The sequence below is a fragment of the Bifidobacterium bifidum ATCC 29521 = JCM 1255 = DSM 20456 genome, from assembly GCF_001025135.1.
Classification (GTDB): domain Bacteria; phylum Actinomycetota; class Actinomycetes; order Actinomycetales; family Bifidobacteriaceae; genus Bifidobacterium; species Bifidobacterium bifidum.
Map to the genome: position 1 here is coordinate 514217 of NZ_AP012323.1, position 19687 is coordinate 533903.

At 64.4% G+C, this 19687-nt stretch carries 9 protein-coding genes; 1 reads left to right on the forward strand and 8 read right to left on the reverse strand.

Annotated elements, in window-relative coordinates:
* Positions 1–11 precede the first annotated feature (11 nt).
* Positions 12–4043, forward strand: coding sequence for a DNA-directed RNA polymerase subunit beta' (locus BBBF_RS02085; RefSeq protein ID WP_033509968.1), 4032 nt, complete (start codon positions 12–14; stop codon positions 4041–4043).
* Between the two features lie 254 nt (positions 4044–4297).
* On the opposite strand, the gene BBBF_RS02090 is transcribed toward BBBF_RS02085, so the two are convergent.
* From BBBF_RS02090 to BBBF_RS02125, 8 genes are all read right to left on the reverse strand, one after another.
* Entirely contained in the window at positions 4298–4843 is a 546-nt protein-coding gene (locus BBBF_RS02090; RefSeq protein ID WP_003816172.1) for an FHA domain-containing protein, read from the reverse strand.
* A 14-nt stretch (positions 4844–4857) separates the two neighbouring features.
* Entirely contained in the window at positions 4858–5454 is a 597-nt protein-coding gene (locus tag BBBF_RS02095) for a variant leucine-rich repeat-containing protein (RefSeq protein ID WP_003816173.1), read from the reverse strand.
* Positions 5455–5475: 21 nt separating this feature from the next.
* Positions 5476–6369 (reverse strand): PP2C family protein-serine/threonine phosphatase, encoded by an 894-nt coding sequence (locus BBBF_RS02100; protein ID WP_021647671.1) that lies wholly within the window; start codon positions 6367–6369, stop codon positions 5476–5478.
* Positions 6366–9062 (reverse strand): transglutaminase TgpA family protein, encoded by a 2697-nt coding sequence (locus tag BBBF_RS02105; RefSeq protein WP_021647672.1) that lies wholly within the window; start codon positions 9060–9062, stop codon positions 6366–6368. The genes BBBF_RS02100 and BBBF_RS02105 overlap by 4 nt, the downstream gene beginning before the upstream one ends.
* Positions 9059–10378 (reverse strand): DUF58 domain-containing protein, encoded by a 1320-nt coding sequence (locus BBBF_RS02110; RefSeq protein ID WP_003820083.1) that lies wholly within the window; start codon positions 10376–10378, stop codon positions 9059–9061. The genes BBBF_RS02105 and BBBF_RS02110 overlap by 4 nt, the downstream gene beginning before the upstream one ends.
* A 10-nt stretch (positions 10379–10388) precedes the next feature.
* Complete coding sequence (locus tag BBBF_RS02115) at positions 10389–12095, reverse strand: AAA family ATPase (protein ID WP_021647674.1); 1707 nt, start codon at positions 12093–12095, stop codon at positions 10389–10391.
* Positions 12096–12159: 64 nt separating this feature from the next.
* A complete protein-coding gene (locus tag BBBF_RS02120; protein WP_033509965.1) occupies positions 12160–18138 on the reverse strand; it encodes an Ig-like domain-containing protein in 5979 nt (1992 codons plus the stop codon).
* A 78-nt stretch (positions 18139–18216) separates the two neighbouring features.
* Complete coding sequence (locus BBBF_RS02125) at positions 18217–19635, reverse strand: serine/threonine-protein kinase (protein WP_021647676.1); 1419 nt, start codon at positions 19633–19635, stop codon at positions 18217–18219.
* Between the last annotated feature and the right edge of the window lie 52 nt (positions 19636–19687).

The following is a 19687-nucleotide window of genomic DNA, read 5'->3' on the forward strand; positions in this document are numbered from 1 at the left end:
GACAATACAGAGTGCTGGACGTCAACGCATTTGACAAACTGAGGATCGGCCTGGCCACCGCCGACGACATCCGCAATTGGAGCCACGGCGAGGTCAAGAAGCCGGAAACCATTAACTACCGTACCCTGAAGCCCGAGAAGGACGGTCTGTTCGGCGAGCAGATCTTCGGACCCACCCGCGACTGGGAGTGCGCCTGCGGCAAGTACAAGCGCGTGCGCTTCAAGGGCATCATCTGCGAACGGTGCGGCGTGGAGGTCACCAAGTCCCGCGTGCGCCGCGAGCGCATGGGCCACATCGAGCTGGCCGCCCCCGTCACCCACATCTGGTTCTTCAAGGGCGTGCCGAGCCGTCTCGGCTACCTGCTGGACATAGCTCCGAAGGACCTGGAGAAGGTCATCTACTTCGCGGCCTACATGGTCACGAGCGTGGATGAGGAGCAGCGCCACAACGACCTGCCCGACCTGCAGGACGAGTTCGATACCGAGATCGGCAACATGGCCAAGCGCCGTGACAACGAGATCGAGAACCGCGCCCGCAAGGTCGAGGAGGATCTTGCCCAGCTTGAGGCCGAAGGCGAGGGCAGGGGCCCCGCACGCACCAAGCTGCGCAACGGCGCCGAGCGCGACATGGCCGCCATCCGCCAGCGTTACGACGATCAGATCCAGCGTCTGAACGCCGTGTTCGACCGTTTCAAGAGCCTGAAGCCGGGCGACTTGGAAGGCGACGTGGACCTGTGGCGCGAGATGCAGGACCGCTACGGCGACTACTTCGAGGGTTGTATGGGTGCAGAAGCCATCCAGAAGCGCCTGCAGGACTTCGACCTGGAGGCCGCCTCCAAGCAGTTGCGCGAGGAGATCGACTCCGGCTCCGGCCAGCGCAAGGCCCGCGCCCTCAAGCGCCTGAAGGTCGTCAACGCCTGCCTGAAGGCCGGCAACAAACCGGAGGCCATGGTGCTGACCGTCATCCCGGTCATCCCGCCGGACCTGCGCCCGATGGTGCAGCTCGACGGTGGCCGCTTCGCGACCTCCGATCTCAACGACCTCTACCGTCGCGTGATCAACCGCAACAACCGTCTGAAGCGCCTGATCGAGCTCAACGCGCCCGAGATCATGCTGAACAACGAGAAGCGCATGCTGCAGGAAGCCGTTGACTCCCTGTTCGACAACGGCCGCCGCGGCCGTCCCGTCACCGGCGCCTCGAACCGCCCGCTCAAGTCCCTTTCGGACATGCTCAAGGGCAAGCAGGGCCGCTTCCGTCAGAACCTGCTGGGTAAGCGAGTCGACTACTCCGGCCGTTCCGTGATCGTCGTCGGCCCGTCGCTGCGCATGCACCAGTGCGGTCTGCCGAAACCGATGGCGCTGGAGCTGTTCAAGCCGTTCGTCATCAAGCGTCTGGTCGACATGAACTTCGCGCAGAACATGAAGAGCGCCAAGCGTCTCGTCGACCGCGGCGACTCCGAGGTGTGGGGCGTACTCGAAGAGGTCATATCCGAGCATCCCGTGCTGCTCAACCGTGCGCCTACGCTGCACCGTCTGGGCATCCAGGCGTTCGAGCCGATCCTGGTCGAAGGCAAGGCCATCCACCTGCCGCCGCTCGCCTGCGCCGCGTTCAACGCCGACTTCGACGGCGACCAGATGGCTGTCCACCTCCCGCTGAGCGCCGAGGCACAGGCCGAGGCCCGCTCGCTGATGCTCGCTTCCGACAACATCCTCAAGCCCGCCGACGGCCACGTCGTTTCCATGCCTAGCCAGGACATGATCCTCGGCCTGTACTACCTGACGACCGTCATGGACGGCGCCAAGGGTCAGGGCCGCGTGTTCTCCTCATACGCTGAGGCGCAGATGGCGCTCGACCTGCACGAGATCGACATGCAGGCCGAAGTGCTGATCCGCCTGCCGAAGGACTTCGTGCTGCCGACCGGCTGGGAGCCCCGCGAGATCACCGTCGTGGATCCGGAACCGGGCAGCCCCGACGTCGTCAAGGAAGAGCGCTTCCACGACGGCAGCGTGCTGTTCGCTACCTCCATGGGCCGCATCCTCTTCAACGAGACGCTGCCCGTCGACTACCCGTTCGTCAACGAGCAGGCCAAGAAGAAGAAGCTGGCCAAGATCGTCGACGACATCTCCACCCGGTACTCCACCGCCCAGGTGGCCGCCTCGCTGGATGCGCTCAAGGATCTCGGCTTCACCCGCGCACCTTGGTCCGGCGTGACCTTCGCGTTCTCCGACGTCGTCGAGCCGCCGGAGCGTAACGAGCTGGTCGCCCAGTCCGAGGAGGAGGTCGCCAAGATCAACGAGCAGTACGACCTCGGTTTCTACACCGAAGAGGACCGCCGCCAGGCGATCATCGACGTGTGGACCAAGTGCGGTGAGGAAGTCTCCAAGGCCATCGAGAAGAACTTCGACCCGAAGAACAACCTCTCGATCATCGTCGAGTCCGGTGCACGAGGCAACATGACCCAGATCAACCAGATTTCCGGCGTGCGTGGTCTGGTGAACAACCCGAAGGGCGAGATCATTCCGCGACCGGTCGAGTCGAACTACCGCCGCGGCCTGTCCGTGCTGGAGTACTTCATCTCCGAGCACGGCGCTCGTAAGGGTCTGGCCGATACCGCACTGCGTACCGCAGAGTCTGGCTACCTGACCCGTCGTCTGGTGGACGTCTCGCAGGACGTGATTGTGCGCGAGGAGGACTGCGGCACCAAGCGCGGTCTGACCATGCGCGTCGCCGACCGCGACGAGAACGGCAACCTGACGCTCGTCAAGGCCGCCGACGGTGGCCCCTACTCCCGTCTGCTTGCGGCCGACGTCATCGACCCGGCCGACGGCACGACCGTGCTGTACAAGCGCGACGACGCCCTGTCGATGGACGTGCTCAACGACCTGGTCGCGCACGGCGTCGAAGAGGTGCAGGCGCGTTCCGTCCTGACCTGCGAGTCCAAGCGCGGTGTGTGCGCCAAGTGCTACGGCTGGTCGCTGGCCACCAACACGCTGGTGGACGTCGGCGAGGCCGTTGGCATCGTCGCTGCCCAGTCCATCGGCGAGCCTGGTACTCAGCTGACGCTGCGTTCCTTCCACTCCGGTGGTGTGGCCGCCGCGTCCGATATCACCCAGGGTCTTCCCCGTGTCACCGAGCTTTTCGAAGCCCGTACCCCGAAGGGTGAGGCGCCGATCGCCGAGTTCGCCGGCGTGGTCAAGGTGGAGAACACCGATCACGGCCGTCAGATCACGCTGACGCCGGACGACACGAGCGTCGAACCGATCGTCTACACCGACACCCGTCGCGCGCCGATGCTGGTCAAGAACGGCGATCACGTGGCCGCCGGCGACCAGCTGGTCGAAGGTTCCGTCGATCCGAAGAAGATCCTGCGCATCCTCGGCCCGCGTGCCGCCCAGGTCAACATCGTGAACGAAGTGCACACCGTGTACCGTTCCCAGGGTGTGGATATCCACGACAAGCACATCGAGGTCATCGTGCACCAGATGCTGCGCCGCGTCACCGTGATCGATTCCGGTGACACCCCGCTGCTGCCTGGCGAGCTCGTCGACCAGGCGCGCTTCAAGGCTGCCAACAAGGAGACCATCAAGAACGGTGGCAAGCCGGCCGCCGCTCGTCCGGAGCTCATGGGCATCACCAAGGCCTCGCTGGCAACCGACTCGTGGCTGTCCGCCGCCTCCTTCCAGGAGACGACGCGCGTGCTCACCGAAGCCGCCCTGAGCCAGAAGGTCGATGACCTCAAGGGCCTCAAGGAGAACGTCATCATCGGTAAGCTCATCCCGGCCGGTACTGGCCTCGCCCGCTACCAAAACGCCGTGGTGGAGCCCGACAAGGCCATCCGCGACACGATCTACCCGAACTTCGGGCTGGGCGCGGACATGGACGGCTCGCAGACCGACTTCTCCGATGCCGACCTGTCCGATGTGGACTTCTCCAACATCGACTTCGGTGACCTGAAGCTCGGCGACGACTTCAATCCTGACGATTTCATCGATGATCAGGGCGGGAACGACTTCGGCGCCGACTCCGGCAACGATCTCGTCTGAGTCCTAGCTCTGTCCTAGCTCTGTGAAAGCGGGGCCCGGAACCATTGCGGTGGTTCCGGGCCCCGCTTTGTCATATGCGAAGCGCGGGAATGTCTACGGGAGAATGCATAGACGCGAAATACTCCGTGAAACATCCCGTGAAACATTCTGGGTGCGCATCGTCGAATCGATTGCATCCGGTCAGAGTCCCGTTTTCCGTCGTTGGATGGGACTCTCGCCGGATGGTATTTCACATGATGGATAGTGCAATGCCGCTACTGGCGCTCGGTGAGTTGGAAGAACTGGTCTCCGATACGCAGCGTGGCGGGGGCGTCGAGTTCGCGCGGCTTGCCCTTGAGCACCTGCGCTTCCTGCCCGTCGCGGATGATGTAGGTGCCGTTGAGGGAACCGTAGTCCTCGATCCACAGCGTGCCGTTCTGATCGATGCTGATCGCGGCATGATTGCGCGATGTGGTACGCGTCGGATCCTCGACCTTCTCGGCCTTGGCGCCTTCGGGCACGTCCATGGACGGCTTGCGTCCGAGCAGCGTGCTCTTGTCGATGACGATGGTCTGGCCGGTGGCGTCGTTGTGCAGGATGTATATCTTCCGCGGCGCCTTGGCGGTGAAGGACGACGACAGCACCGTGCTGTCCCAGTCCTCGATATCGCCGTCGGACGAGCCCTTGGCCGCATGGCTGGCGGTGGAGGATGAGACGGGGGATGGTTCCGCCGCTGCGGAAGAGACTGCGGCAGGCTTGTCTACCGGATCGTCTGCGTACCTGCCCAGCTCGGGTGCCGGGGGATAGGGAATCGTTGCCATGTCAGCGGCTCCTTTCACTGACGTGTGGCGAGGGCGGCGTTGACCGCGGGGTCGTTCAGCTGGGCGAGCCAGTCGACCAGTGCCGGGTAGGTGCTGGGGTTACGCGCGATGCAGGGGCGCAATTCCGGCGCGTACTGCGCGATCTTGGCGATGAGCTCCTGATCTGTGGTCTCCAGCGCCATCTGAGCCGTGTACCCGTATGGATTGGTGGCTTGGGGCTCCTGCTGCGCCGCGTACTGCGCCGCCGTGTACTGGTCCTGTGCCGGCTGCTGCTGCGCGGCCGATGCCGCATACGAATCTGCGGAATATTGGTCCGCGCTGTACGAATCTGCGGAATACTGATCCGCAGCGGCGGAGTCGGCGGCGACATCCTGCGCCGGCTGCGCGTCGGCCACGGGGCCGTCCTCGGCGGTGACGCCCATCTGCGCAAGCGTCTGCCGCGCGCGCTCATCGCCGAACGTTGCCAGCCAACGCTTCAATCCCGGATAGCAGCGCGGGTTCACTGCCACATTGGCGCCGAATTCCGGGTTTTCATAGGCGATTTTCGCCAGCAAGACCGGATCGGCATTGGGATCCTGCACTGTTGCGACGGCCTTGTCATAATCAACCATCGTGACCTCTTTCCTTGATGTTCAGATTTGGTTGGCCGGTTTCTGGATGCGTATGGTGTCAAGCGTCTCGTCACTGACCGTTTCGAGATCCTCCTGCTGCGCGAGCCTACTGGCATGCCACACCTTCTGCCCAGCATACTCGCCCGTTATGTCCAGAACAATTACGGTGACATTATCCGTACCGCCCGCTTCCAGAGCGATGCGGATCAGTTCGTCGACGGCGGTCTGCGGGTCCGCGCATGCCGCAGCAGTGGCGGCGATGGCGGCGTCATCGACTTCGCCGTGCAGGCCGTCCGAGCAGATGATGAACCTGCCGGTCGGTCGGACCGCGAAGAAGTCCGGGTTGATGCCGTCCGGGTCGCCGATGCACTGGGTGATGATGTTGCGCGGGATGATGACGGCATCTTCCGGCAGCATCTCACCGGAGTCGATGGCCTCCTGACGGCGGGAGTGGTCGCGCGTGATGCGACACAGCGTGGAGGCGTCCCACTGGCCGTCGCTGTCGGCATCCATGTGATATGTGCGCGAGTCGCCGATATTGATGACGTACCAGTCCATGTCGGGGTTGATTTCGAGCGCCACATCGCCGGGCGCGTCCCGTTCGATTCGCCCTGGCGCGATCAGTCCGGTCACCGTGGTGCCGGACACGCCGCCGAGCTCCTGGCCGATGGCGAGCACGTCGGCTTGGGCGAGGTCGATCGTACGCCCGATGGTCGTGCGGCTCCGGCTGAAACGTGACGCCAGTGTCTCGAAACGATCCACCGCGGCGCTGCTGGCCCGTTGCCCGCCGACGCCGCCGCCCATGCCGTCACAGACGAGGAACACGCCGTCGTCGATGATGAACGAATCCTGATTGGCGCGTCGCCTCAGGCCGATGTTGCTGTCCGCTGCCACGTGAATTTGCATGTCGTTCATGACTGTCGGCCTTTCTGTGAGGAGGGTTGCCGTGCGGATGGTTGTTGCGTGGCGGGCTTCTGGCCAGCGGGCTGTTTCGTGGAGGATTTCCGCTTGACGGGCCGCTGTTTGGCGGGTTGCCGCCCGTCTGGCTTCCTCTTGTCTCCGTGCCGCCATGTACGAATACTTGACAGTATACGAACGTTATGGAAAACTCCGCGCAATGACAGGCGGGTTCGCAGCCTGCGCATGAAGGACTGCGAGGCGAGCATGAGCTTGCGGGTCGTCAGTACGGAACGCCAGTAGGCGCCTGCCTGTTCGGGCGTGACCGGCTGGCCGGAGAACGCCGCGTAATCGGCTTGTCGTCCCAACGCAATCAGTGGGGCACCGTCGATGTTGAGCTGCCGTGCGATGGCCTGCGCCTGGTCGCGGCGCGTGCCGGTGACGGGTATGCCGCTCTGCCCGGCGAGCGCGTGCACGGCCTGCCAGCCGGAGGTGATGCGCTGCCGCGCGTCGCCGCGCCGGCGCAGGCGGGCCAGGGCGACGGTCTTGAGTGCGAGGATCAGCAGACAGATCAGCAGCGGTATCCATACCGGGCTGCCGTAGATGGCGACTTTCGCCGCGATGCGTCCGATGGTGCTCCAGATGGATGCCGCCGGCTCATCGGTGGCATCCTCGCCGGCCAGCGCCGATTTGCCGTGTGCCTGCTCCTCGTCGCGCAGCGGGTCGGTGAGCGGCACGGGAGGCTGTCGGACCAGCGTCTGCGGGTTGGGTGGGGTGAGGTTCTGGTTGTCGTCGGGTATCTTCGTCTCTTTAGGCGTCGGATAGAACGCGACCCAGCCGTAGCCTTCGAGATTGATCTCCACCCATGCTTCGATGTCGTTGCCGGTGAATTTGACGGTCGAGGTGCCGTTGACCGTTTCGGTGCGGTCGTTGCTGATGTCGCCGTCGTCGTTCTTGGGCAGGAAGCCCATGACCACGCGGGATGGCAGGCCGAGTTCGCGGGCCATCAGCGCCATGGCGGAGGCATACTGCTCGCTGTCGCCGACCATCGCGGATCCAGCGAGCAGCGCGTTGATGCGATAGCTGCCATGTCCGGGCAGTGACGGATAGTCGCCGGTCAGGCCGTGTGAGAACCAACCAGAATCCTTGAGCTGCGCGACCAGTGCCTGCGCCTGCGCGCCGGCCGTGTCCTCGCCGCCCGCCACCGACGAGGCGAACTTGCCCACCGAGTCAGGCACGTCCTTGGTGCCCGGCTGGTTGGTGACCGCCGCGTTGGCCTTGGCGATCTCCTTGTCGGTGGGTGTGGGGGCGATGATGCCGCTTTCCGTATAGGTCATGCCGGTGGACAGCCCGGCCGGGATGATGGCCGACTGCGTGCTCTCGTTGTAGTAGAAGAGCGTGTGGCCGGCGGAGGATCGGGATTCGCCGCCGCCATTTCCGTTGGCGCCTCCGGTCTTTCCCGCTGACGTGACGTCGACGCTGCTCGCCGCTCCTGCCAGCGGCAGCCATTTGTCGCTCAGACCCTTGTCGATGGTGAACGTGGCGGTGAACTTCTTGCCGTCCACCGTATTGGGGATGCGGGTGCCGACGCGTCGGTAGTCGGATGAGTCCGAGGCTTCGGTGGAGTCGGACAGGTTCCACACGTTGCCGTCGAACTGGTCCATCACCGCGAGCCTGACCGGCGTGCCCTCGGGCAGATTCGTGACCGTGAGCAGCGTGTCATCCTTGTGGTCCTTGACGTAGGAGCGCAGGCCGCTGAGCGGGCTTGCGTAATCGTACGGGCTGAGCGGCGGATCGTAGTAGTCGCGCAGGATCAGACGTGACTGCCCGATGACCATGCATGCGCCCACGCCCAGGCCGGCCGCCAGCAGCAGGATGATCGTGGCGCTGATCCAGCGTCCCAGTTCCAGAAGTTGCCATCGCCACGACAGCCAGACGATCATGATGAGGCCGATGAGAACGCCGGAGGCTATGGGCTGGAAACCGGTCTGCGTGCCCAACAGGGCGCAGACCACCAGTTCGATGGCGATCGGCAGCAGGCTCAGCACACTGAGCTGCCGTTTGTCGCCGATGGCGAACACGCCGGCGAGGAATGACAGCCACAGGCATATCGTCCATGCCGCCATCAGGCTGCCATCGCCGGAACCGGTCGGCGGCGGTACGGCGATAAGGTATTTGAACGCGCCGAAGGTGCTGACGAACCCCTGTGACAGTGTTTCCACAGAGGGAATCACATGGCTGATGGCGGTGTCGTTCAGCGCGATGACCGGGCCGATGACGCCCTGCGCAACGATCAGGAACACGATCTGCCACCACAGGCGCAGCGCGGGTGCGGTCCCTGCATAGGCGATGAGGGCGCCGAGCAGGGTGGCCGGTACAGCGGCGACGGCCCACATGGCGGCTGATCCGTACACGTCGAGAAGATTGGATGCGGCAATCAGCGACGTCAGCGCGATGACGGCCACGCTGATGAGGTTCGTGCCCCAGGAGCGGCGTCCGACGCGGGCGAGCGGCAGACGGTTGCCGCCGCGTGTCAGCCAGATCACTGAATGGGTGGATTCCGCCCATGAGCCGGTGGTGGTGCCCGTGCCGGTCACGGTCGAGCCGAGACCAGAGAACGGACGCCGGGTCTGCCCGACCTGGCCGGGCAGGGCGTCCACGGCCGACGTGGCGGAGTCCGAGCCGAGTGAGCTGTCGATCACATCGTTCATGCGAGCACCTCCATGATGAGCGGCAGGTCGTCAAGCGAGCCGACGGTGGCCAGCGTGAAGTCCGTGAAATGCTTGATTGCGCGCACGTCGCCCGGCGAGGTCTGCAGCACGAGGCACGTGGCGGATTTCGGCAGCGCGAGCACCATGCGCTTGATATGGTCGAGCTGCTTGAGCGAGCCGACGGTGAAGAAGTAGAACGAGCTGTCGGGCGAGTGTCGCAGCGTGCTCTCCACCAGATTCGGGTTGTCGTCGGTCCGCGGGGTGATGGCGCTGCAATCGTCCAGGAACCCCATCGGGAATTTCGGCGTGTCATGCGCGCTGCCGGCATGCGTCTGCAGCGGACGGTCCTGTTTGAGGCACTGCACGCCCAGCGAGGCGTGCACGCTCACGGCCATCTCGAACTCCTCTTGACTGACGTAATCCTGCGGGTTCACGTCGAGCGTCATACTCGTGTCGGTCCGCCGCGTCGCCTCGTACTGGCGGATCATCAGCGTGCCGGTCTTCGCCGAGCTGAGCCAGTGCACGTTGCGCACGTCGTCGCCCGGCTCGTATTCGCGCAGCCCGTAAAAGTCGAGGTCGTCGTCGACGATCTGACCGCTGGGCTGGCCTTCCAGATCCCGTGCGACGCCGGCGTTGAGCGTGTTGAGCCGCGCGATGTTCGGATGGATATAGACGGTGATGCGTTCGGCCAGCGCCTTCTCGTGGCGCACCAGCCCGAACGGGTCTCCCTTGCGGATGTTCAACGGTCCGACGGTCAGGACGGCGCGGGAGACGGTGGTGAACTCGATATCGGTCTGCTTGGACTGGCCCGGCGCCAGCATGGGGATGCCGAACCGCTCGTGAGCCTCGCCCAACGGCAGGTCGCCGCGTGCGGTCGTGGTGGGGGTGCGCCCGGGATTGTCGATGTCCACGGTCACATGGACGTCGTCGCCGACGGTGACGCGGCGACGCGACACGGCGATGGACGCCTTGAACCCGGTATTGCCAAGCGAGAGCACGATGGCGCAGAGGATCATCATCAGCGCCACCGCGGCGATGGCGAGCAGCTCATGCCAGCGAACCAACGGGAATCCGGCCGCGCATACGATGCCGATGACGACCACGGTCCAGCCCAGTGGGGATATGAACGAGGTGAAGAATCGCCTGACCGCGCGCTTGCAGCGGCGCCACAGGCGTGCCGAGCTAAGCCGTCGCCTGTGGCGCGCCGACTTGCCCGATGCCTGTTGGCCTCGCTCGTTCCGTGGTTTCGGCTTGCGCGGTTTCCGCGGCTTCTGCGGCCTTGCTTCGAATGATGAACTGTCGTTGTGCCTGCGCATGGAACGCCTTTCACGCGCCGAGCGACGGCGCCGGCACGGTCTCCAGCATCCGGCTGATGGCCTCGTCCGTCGTCAGACCGGCGAAGGTGGCTTCGGCGGTGAGCTTGATGCGGTGCGACAGCACGGCGACCGCCAGATCCTTGACATCGTCCGGCACCACGTATCCGCGCCCGTCGGAGGCCGCCCAGATGCGCGCGCAGCGGGTCAGCGCCAACGCGCCTCGCATGGACGAGCCGATGGCGATGTTCTCGTCATGACGGGTCGCCTCGACGATGCGCACGATGTATTCGAGGATGTTGTCGTCGATGTGGATGCGCTCTCCGATGCCGCGCAGCGCGAGGATGTCATCGCCGGCGAGCACGGGGGAGACGGTCTGCGCGCGGTCGCGGATGTTGACCTGCCGCAGGAGGTCGACGCTTACCTGATGGCCGGGGTACCCGACCGACGTCTTGATGAGGAAACGGTCCATCTGGGCTTCGGGCAGCTTGTATGTGCCGAGCTGTTCGATCGGGTTCTGCGTGGCGATCACGATGAACGGCTGCGGCACGTCGTGTGTGACGCCGTCCACGGTGACTTTCTGTTCCTCCATGACCTCCAGCAGTGCGGACTGGGTCTTCGGCGAGGCTCGGTTGATCTCGTCGGCGAGCACGATGGACGCGAATACCGGGCCCTCGCGGAACTCGAACTCGCCGTGCTTCTGGTCGTAGAAGGTGATGCCGACCACGTCGGACGGCAGCAGGTCGGGCGTGAACTGGATGCGCTTGAACGACGCGCTGATCGAGCTCGCGATGCCTCGTGCCAGCTGAGTCTTGCCGGTGCCTGGGTTGTCTTCGAGCAGGACATGGCCACCGACGAGCAGGGCGGTCAGGCATAGACGGATCGGATGTGCCTTGCCGACCACGACGGTGGAGACGTTCGCGAGCAGCGCGTCGAACGCCTGCTTGAAGTAGGCGATGTCGTCGGCGCTGGCCGGGGTCTGCGGGTTGGTGTTCGCGACGGCCGGGTTCGCGGTCACTGGGCGCGCGGCTGCCGCCACGGGAGTGTTCGCGGTTCTGGCTTTGGGAAAGGCGACGTTCGGAATCTTGGCCGCGGGTGCGGTGGTCGGGTGCTGTATGGAGCTCAGCTGCGTCGCATCGAGATCGACGCCGGTCTTGGCCGGGCCGTTGTTCGTGGTGTTGTCGCCGGTGTCACTGACGGGCGAGACGGCCTCGCCGTTCGTCTTGTTCTGCACCGGGGACTGCGCCGACTTGTTCTGTACACTCTTGGCTTGTGACGGCTTGGCTTGTGCCGACTTTTTGCCTCGGATTGCCTTGCCGGCAGCAGCACCTCCGCGGCGCTTCGGCAACGTAGGAATGGCCACGGTCGGTGCCCCCTTCGACTTGTCGGCCTCACCAACCGCGGCACCGCCCCTGGCATGCGGTGTCTCGGAAATCACGGTGCCGTCGGACAACACCGTTTCATCGGAGACCTCAGTCCCATCGCCGCTCGCTGATGAGATGGACCGCGCTACTGTGCTCTTTTCCGCGTTGCCTTCCGCGGTGTCGTTTTTCTCGGCTGCGTTTTCCCCGGCACTGTTTTTCGCTGTGCTCGGTGCGGCTGCATTCGTCGTGGCCTCGGCGGACTGAGCCGTGTTGCCGGACGACAGGACGGTCTTGTCCGACAACACCGTCCTGTCGGACAGTTGCGTGGCGTCGTCGAGTTCGTTGCTCTCGCTCATCGTGATACTCCTTGATGTGTGTGGTGGACGGTGTTGTCGTATCGGTTGATGGATGGTTGATAAATCATGGTCGGTTTGAGGCCAGTGTGCTGATGGATGGCATGGAACCGAACGACCGGCGTCGGATGCGGCTCGGGTCTACGCCTTCCGTGACCGTTCCGGATCCCTCGGCCGGTTTGCGCATTCCTTGGACTTCCCTGATGTCGTCGGCGGTGTTCAGCGCGGAGTCGGCACCGGTCACGCTGATGTACCAATACAGCTTTTCCGTGTCGATCCTGAACGATGAGATATCGATGTACCCTTGCTTCGAAGCTGTGCTCCATGTGACGTTCCAATCACTTTCACCGGTCGGCTTGCCGCTGGTAGTGGAGAACGCGACAAGGACCGTTGCCGGCTGACCGTAGAGGTTCACACTGCCGCCGGACACCGTGATGCGGTTACGGTCTGTCGTGCTCCACGCCAGCGTAGGCGGTTCGATCTTCGCTGGGGTCTTGTATACAAGGCCCTTACCGTCAAATATGATGGCTTCGCTGGAGTGCCCCTTGAACGACTGCGTAGCTGATACAGTGCCGCAGGTTTCCCACGGGTTGATGCGGTAAGTTGCGGCGGCTGAATCGCCGTTGCCTCTGTACTCCTGACCGTTGGCGAAAATGGAGAGTCCGTCATGCTCGCCATTACCGCCAACTGACACGGAGCACTCGTTACCTTTGAGCGTCACCTGCAGGTTTTTCGGAGGCTGTATCTTGTACTGCGGCGTCACCTTGTTCGAGTCAGCCGAAGCTGGTTTGGCGCCGCTTTGCTGCGGGTTCACGGTCGCCTTGACACTGAGCTCCTCATACCACTGATCGCGGCTGATCGTATCGGTGAAGGTGTGGGTGCCGCAGGGGGCCGACACGGAGATTGCGCCGCTCAGTTCCACGCTGGAACATCCCGCGTTGTGCATGTTGCCGAGCGTCAACGTGGCCTTCAATGTATTGCCCTTTATTACCGATAGGCTGACCGTCGGCGCGTCCGGGTCGCCCCAGGGCGTCGCCGCGTTGCTGGCGGCACTGGGCTGGCCTTCGCCGGCACGGTTCTTTCCTTTGACGGTGGCGGTGTATGAGGTGCCATCGCCGGTGGCGCTGTTGTCGATTGGGAACACTAGGGAATTGCCGGAGGTCTCCTTGGTGACGGAGCCGCCGCCCGAACCGGTCAGCGTCACCGTGTAGCTGTCCGGCTTCGTACCGACATAATCCGGAACATCCCACTTGACCGTCACACGCTGGTAGCCGGCCTCGGTGGTGACCTTCTTCGGTGGATCGGGCACCTTGTCGGGCATGGCTTTGACCGAGGTAGACGGCTTCGACCAGCCGACCTCGTTCTTCGCCTTGACGGTGAACGAGTATTCCTTGCCGTTGGTCAGCCCGGTGATCTGGCAGGTGGTGACCGCGCCGCACGACTTGCTGCCGCCGTCCCAATCGACCTCGTAGTCGGTGATCGGGCTGCCGTTGGCCGCGCCTGCGGTCCACGAGAGGTTCACCGAACCGTCAGCCGGCTGCCCGGAGACAGGGGAGAGCAGCGGCGCGCCGGGCTTGTCCACCACGGAGACGGTGATGGTGGCGGTCACCTGTCGGTCGCGCGAACGGGTGCCGTCCTGCACGGTGACGAGCACGGTGTTCGAGGATGCGCCGATATCGGTTCCGGCGGTGATGCTGATGTTGCCGTTCGAAGAGCAGTTCACGGTCAGCTTCGCCGAATCGTCGGACTTGCAGCTGACGGCGGTCAGCGACGAATCCGGGAACGGATTGTAGGCGTCGGAGAACAGGTCCACCCGTTCGGTCGAACCGGCCTTGAGCTTCACCGTCTTCGCGCCGATACGGGCAAGCGGGCGGTTCGACTGCACCACGCGGGCGGTCATGCCGGCCTTGACCGTGCCGCCCGAATAGATGATGGTCACGGGGATGCTGGCCAGCGATCCCACGGTAGCATCCTTGGGGGCGCTGACGGTCAACTGGCCGGAGGCGCTGACGCGCGCGGTGATGCCGCCCGATTCGCTGCCGCCGGAATATGTGTACTGCTTCTCATCTTCGTATGTGCCGGCGGGGGAGTGGGTCAGCGCGGTCAGGTCGATGATCTTCGCATCCTCACCTGCCACCACGTCGATCGTGGACGACGAGAAGGTCGGCGGTGGCACTTCGCGGCCGATGACCGTGATCGGCAGGGTCAGCACTGCGGAGTTGATGATCTGCGTCTTGTCGTTGCCCTTGCCGTCCACCGCGGTGAACGTGATCGAGGCGGGACCGCCGTAATCCTTCGGCGCGGTGAATTTCAGCGTCGTGTCGTTCACGTAGAGGTCGCCGCCATCCGATTTGGTGGCGCTGACCGATTCGGGGGACTGCACGTAAGCGGTCTTGCCGGCGCCCACACGCACATAGTCGGCGATGTTGATGGTGATGGTCTCGCGCGAGTTCACCTTCAGCGGCGGAGCCTTCGGACGCAGCGTCGGCGGGAACACGCCGTATGCGGGCACTTGGATGAACGCGGTGGAGGTGATGCCGTACGTCGTGTTCGTTACCGTGTACGGCACCGAACGGGCCTCGTCGGTCAGATCCACGGAGATGACGGTCGACTTCTCGCCGCCCTTGACCTTCGCGTGGTCGGTGGCGGACGGGTCGACGCCGACCTTCAGTTCGTTCGCGGTGCCGGACGGGTTGGCGATCCACTGCGAGACATCGACCTCGACGGTCCGCTTGTCGATGGTCGCGGCGGACGGTACGCGGTAGTCATAGGCGGTGGGCGGCTCGATGGTCGCATTCGGGTCGACGTTGACCGTCAACGTCGCGGTGTCGCTCAGGCCGGCCTTATCGGCGACTGTGTGCATGATGTAGAACGTTCCCGCCTGGTCGGGCGTGGTGAACGAGATCATGTTGTCCTTCACGCTCGCCCCGGAGATACCCTGTGACTCCAGTTTCTTCGAAACGGTCAGATCGGTGTTGTCCCCGGAAATGTCGTTGAGCGTCACCGGCACCGTGGCCGCCGTGTGCGGGCGCAGCGTGATCTCGTCGTCCCGCGCGTACACGCCGGAGTCGGACGCGCCCTGGAACACGCCCACCCTGACCTGTGCCTGTGCGCGCTGGCCGGTCCAATCCTCCACCGCGTAGGAGAACGTGTCGGTGCCCGATGAGTCCTCGTACGCCTCGTAGATCATGTAGTTCGCGCCGACTTCGGTGATGCGTCCCAGTTGCGGGGCCTTGTTGCCCAGGCCGAGCAGCTGGTCGTCGTCGCCGTCCACGTCGATGCCGGTCAGTGTGATCGGTATGCGCACTTTCTGACCCGCGGCCACCTGCGCCTCGACGTCCTGCGGAGTGGGGGCGGCCTTGTTCTTGGCGTCCTTCTGATGCACGGTGATGGTGATTGTGCCGGAGGCCGAGTTGCCGAGATTGTCCTTGACGGTGTAGGTCACCGGGAACACGCCCGTCTGTTTGGAAGCCTGATAACGCACGGTGTCGCCGGAAACGAACACCAGTCCCTTGAACGTGTCCTTGTCGTACTGCAGCTTCTGCTGCAGCGTCACCGTGGTGCCGTCGGAATGCGAGACATGGTCGAGCACGTTCACCGACACGATGCCGTCGGTGCGCACCTGCGTGTTGACGTTCGACGCCTTGGGCGCGGAGTTGCCGGCGGTCAGTGCCGGCGGCTGCAGCACTATCGTGCCGGTGGATGAGCCGGCCGCGTTGGCGACGGTGTACGTGATCTCCACGGGCTTGGTCGGCACCTGCCGTGCGGTCAGATACACGCGCTTGTGGCTCACCAGGCCGGTCTTGATGCCCAGCGACGGGTCGGCATCGACCGACGTGACCGACAGCACGCCGCCCATTGGATCCACGTCGTTGGCGAGCGGTTCGACGATGGCGGTGTTGTTCGAACCGAGCAGCGCCACATCGTTGGCTACGACTGGCTTGGCGGATTTGCCCGCGGCCGGCTGCACCTCAAGACGTGCGAGGCCGGTGGACGGGATGGAGCCTTGGGTGACGGTGTAAGGCACGTAATACGTGCCCGTGGCGGTGGCCTTGAATGTGAAGGACAGGTCCGCCGCGTTCATGGTCGCGCTGGTTTTCGCGGGCGGTTCCACGGTGGACAGCTGCGCGGGCTGCGCCGATGTGCCATGCACGTACGGCTTGAGGTTGACCGTGGTCTCGGTGTTCGGTGTGGTCTGCTTGACCACGGCGTCGATGGTCGCCGGCAGCGTGTTTGCCGGGCGGATGGAGAAGTACACGAGTCCGGTGCCGGTGTTCTGCCCGTCGGAGACGGTGACCTGCACGCCCACTCGCCCCGAGGTGGCGGAACCGGTGTTGAACACGAGCTGCCCGTCTGCGCGGGTGGAGACGACGACCTGGTCGCTGTTCTGCGGGACCGCCGACACCAATGTCATCGGATCGCCGTCTGGATCCTGGAAACTGCCGAGTGCGTTCGTCGTGTACGTGGCACCCTGCTCCACGTCGTATTCGGGCGGCGTGTCGGCCTGCTTGGGAGCGTGATTGGCGGACGAGCCGGTCAGCGTGACCGTCACCTTGGCCGTTGAGGTCTGGCCGCGCCCGTCGCTGATGTCATAGGTGAACGTCACCGTGCCGGCCGAGGCCGCCGAGGCGTCCAGCTGCAGGTACCGGCCGTCGTACACCGGCGATACGGTCATATCGCCGCCCGCCGGGGCCCCGACTTTGGTGATCTGCAGCACGGAGCAGTCTGTCTGCTCGTCGTTGCGCAGCACGTCGAGGATCTGTTGTCCGCCCGCGCGGGCGCCGATCTCGTCGTCCTGCGCCTTGATCTGCCCGGATTGCGCGGAACAGGTCTTGTTGAAGTTGCGCTGGTTGTTGGCGGACTGGTCGTTCTGCTTCTGCTGGGCGGTCTGCTCGGTCTGGATGGTGTTCCACTGTATCTTGATGACCTTGGTGGAGTCCGAAGGGTTCCACACGTTGCCGTCGACCACGTCGTTGAGTACGGTCAGGCGGTGGTTGGTGCGGAACACCAAATCCGACGTGGCGCTGACCGATTGCAGCGAGCCGAATTCCGGGTTGCTGACGTTCGGCGAGCATACACGCACGTAATTGTTCGCGCTTTGCGCCCACGCGGCCGACACGCAGCCGTCGGTGGAGACCGGTTTGGCTGCGTCTCCGGCACCGCCGGAGGTGAGCGTGTTGACTTTCTTCTCTCCCTTGCCCAGTTCGACCAGGTACAGGCCGTTCTTGCCGGCGGCCGCGACCCAGGACTCCTGACGGCCGTCCGTGTCGGGGTATTGCAGCGTCAACGGGCTGTTGGCGCCGGTGTCGGCGCTGCCCTTGTGCCAGTACAGTCTGCCCTCGGATGTGACGACCGCGGTGCCGTCCACCACGGTGAAATCGTCGGCGGATACGGTCTTCCCTTCGGTGAGGGAGCCACCCTGCACGGCCTTGCCTGTCGGATCCTGCATCGTGAGCACGGTACCGTCGGAGGGCCGGTATCCGTACACGGTGCCGTCATGGGTGACCGCGATCTTGCCTCCGGTGCCCAGCCGCATGGACGGGTCGCTGGTGGCGGGGTTGACGGAGTTGAGGTCGGAGCTGCGGCCGACCCACACGTTGCCGTTTTTCGTGTTCAGGAAGGCGATGGTGCCGCCGCCGGTCACCGCGGTCGTGTCTCCCTTGGTCTCCGTCCTGCCGGTGGTACCCAGCGTGGCGGAGGAGATGCCGGTGGCCTTCGCGCCTTCGGTGAGCACCGTGTCGCTGTCGTGCTGGACGATGTCGAAACGGGCTGCAGACGAGGCCACCGCCGAATCCGGTTCCTTGAGCTTGACGTTGAAGCGGGCCGCCTTGCGGTTCTTGAGCGAGGTGACCCAAACGGTGCCGTCGTCGAGATGCACGTGTTGGCGGGTGATGGAGCTCACCCAGATGGCGCCGGCGATGATGCCGATCAGCATGACGAGCGCGATGACGGGCATCGCCCAACGGTGCGCGTCAGGCGAGACCAGGCGGCGCATGGAGGAGCGGAACGCCCGCTCGCGTTGGCGCTGGTTAGGCTGCTTGCTCATGGCATCCTCTTCTCTCTCGTTCGCTCGCTTCTCGTGCAATGCCGTGCCGCATGGTGCAGTCCTTCATATAGTGCGTTCCTATTGCCTCACCGCGCATGCGATGGCCGGATTCTGGGACATCTGCTTGTCACTGCGCACGATCTTCACTTCGATGCAGGTCTGTTTGTCGGTCACGTCATGCAGCTCGACTTTGCGGTCGGCCACGATGTTGGTGCTGGTACTGGGGACGGAAGTGGCAGAATTGCCCTGTACCGGCGACCATGCGTACATGTCGCCGTCCTTGGGCTGCGGGTTCGTCCAGGTGAACGTGACGGTGGTGCCGTCGTAGGTTCCGTTCAGGTTTTCGGGCGTCGGCACCACTTCGGCTCCCGTGATGTCGTCGGGATTGCCGTCCGTTCCGTTGGAGTCGCCGGTGGCGCCCGGCGTGGAGACCGATGTGCGGTTGCGCGTCGCGGTGTCATCCATGTGCGGCATTACGACGAAGACGAACGTCAGGACGACCGCCGTCAGCGCAGCCACGACCACGGCCGTGATGGCCAGCGGCTTCTTCCACGCACCGGTGGGAGCGTCCATTCGCGTCACGTTCGCGGGGCCGGGCGCGACGCGGCGCTTGCCGGTCATGCTGCTGGGATATTCGGGGACGCCTTCCACGGTGACGGGCGTGGCATGGCCGTAGTAAGCCTGTTGCACCTGCTGCATCGCGCGGGCGAATTCCAGCGCCGTGCCGTAACGGTTGTCCGGGTTCTTGTCGAGCCCCCTGACGAGTACACGTTCGACGTCCGCGGGCACATCAGGGCGGCCGATTGGCGGCAGGCGGCGACTGACGATGACCTGCGCGAGTTCCTGCTGCGTATGCGCCTGATAACCGTGCTCATACGGCGAACGGCCGGTCAGTGTGGCGTACAGGGTCGCCGCCAAGGAGTAGATGTCGGCGGCTTCGGTGCCGCCGCTGCGTCCGGTCAGCACTTCCGGCGCGGCCCATGGCACGGAGAAACCGGTCTGGGTTCCCGCCTGATACACGTTCGTGGAGATGCCGAAATCGGCGAGCACCGGCAGTCCCTGCGGGGTGATGAGGATGTTCGCGGGCTTGATGTCGCGGTGCAGGATGCCTTTGCAGTGCGCGGTGAACAGGGCGCTGCAAAGTTTGATGCCCAGGTCGAGCATCTGGTCGGCGGTGAGTGGTCGCTTGCGGATCAGCTCCTTATAGGAGCCGCCGGGCGCGTATTCCAGCACGATGTAGCCAAGTCCGGTGCTGGTCACGCCGGCGTCGTGGATGGAAAGGATGTAGGGGTGCGCGGAAAGCTCCGCCATGTAGTTCGCCTCATTGCGGAATCGGGCGGCTGCGCGGGGGTCGAGGGTGGCGCTGCTGACCTTGATGGCGACGTCGCGGCTGGGGACGCGCTGATGGTACCGGTATACGCTGGCTGTGGCGCCGGTGCCGAGTGGCTGGATGAAATCATAGCCGGATATCCGCGGCGGTGTTGGCTGTGCCGGCATTTGGCTATCCCCCCTTACGACATCTCTTCTTCTTACTCTATTCCGAGGTGTT

Excerpts from the sequence above, each read along its gene's own strand:
- BBBF_RS02105 (WP_021647672.1), bottom strand. The coding sequence starts at position 9,062 with ATGAACGATGTGATCGACAGCTCACTCGGCTCGGACTCCGCCACGTCG.
- BBBF_RS02095 (WP_003816173.1), bottom strand. The coding sequence starts at position 5,454 with ATGGTTGATTATGACAAGGCCGTCGCAACAGTGCAGGATCCCAATGCC.
- BBBF_RS02120 (WP_033509965.1), bottom strand. The coding sequence starts at position 18,138 with ATGAGCAAGCAGCCTAACCAGCGCCAACGCGAGCGGGCGTTCCGCTCC.
- BBBF_RS02115 (WP_021647674.1), bottom strand. The coding sequence starts at position 12,095 with ATGAGCGAGAGCAACGAACTCGACGACGCCACGCAACTGTCCGACAGG.
- BBBF_RS02125 (WP_021647676.1), bottom strand. The coding sequence starts at position 19,635 with ATGCCGGCACAGCCAACACCGCCGCGGATATCCGGCTATGATTTCATC.
- BBBF_RS02100 (WP_021647671.1), bottom strand. The coding sequence starts at position 6,369 with ATGAACGACATGCAAATTCACGTGGCAGCGGACAGCAACATCGGCCTG.
- BBBF_RS02090 (WP_003816172.1), bottom strand. The coding sequence starts at position 4,843 with ATGGCAACGATTCCCTATCCCCCGGCACCCGAGCTGGGCAGGTACGCA.
- BBBF_RS02110 (WP_003820083.1), bottom strand. The coding sequence starts at position 10,378 with ATGCGCAGGCACAACGACAGTTCATCATTCGAAGCAAGGCCGCAGAAG.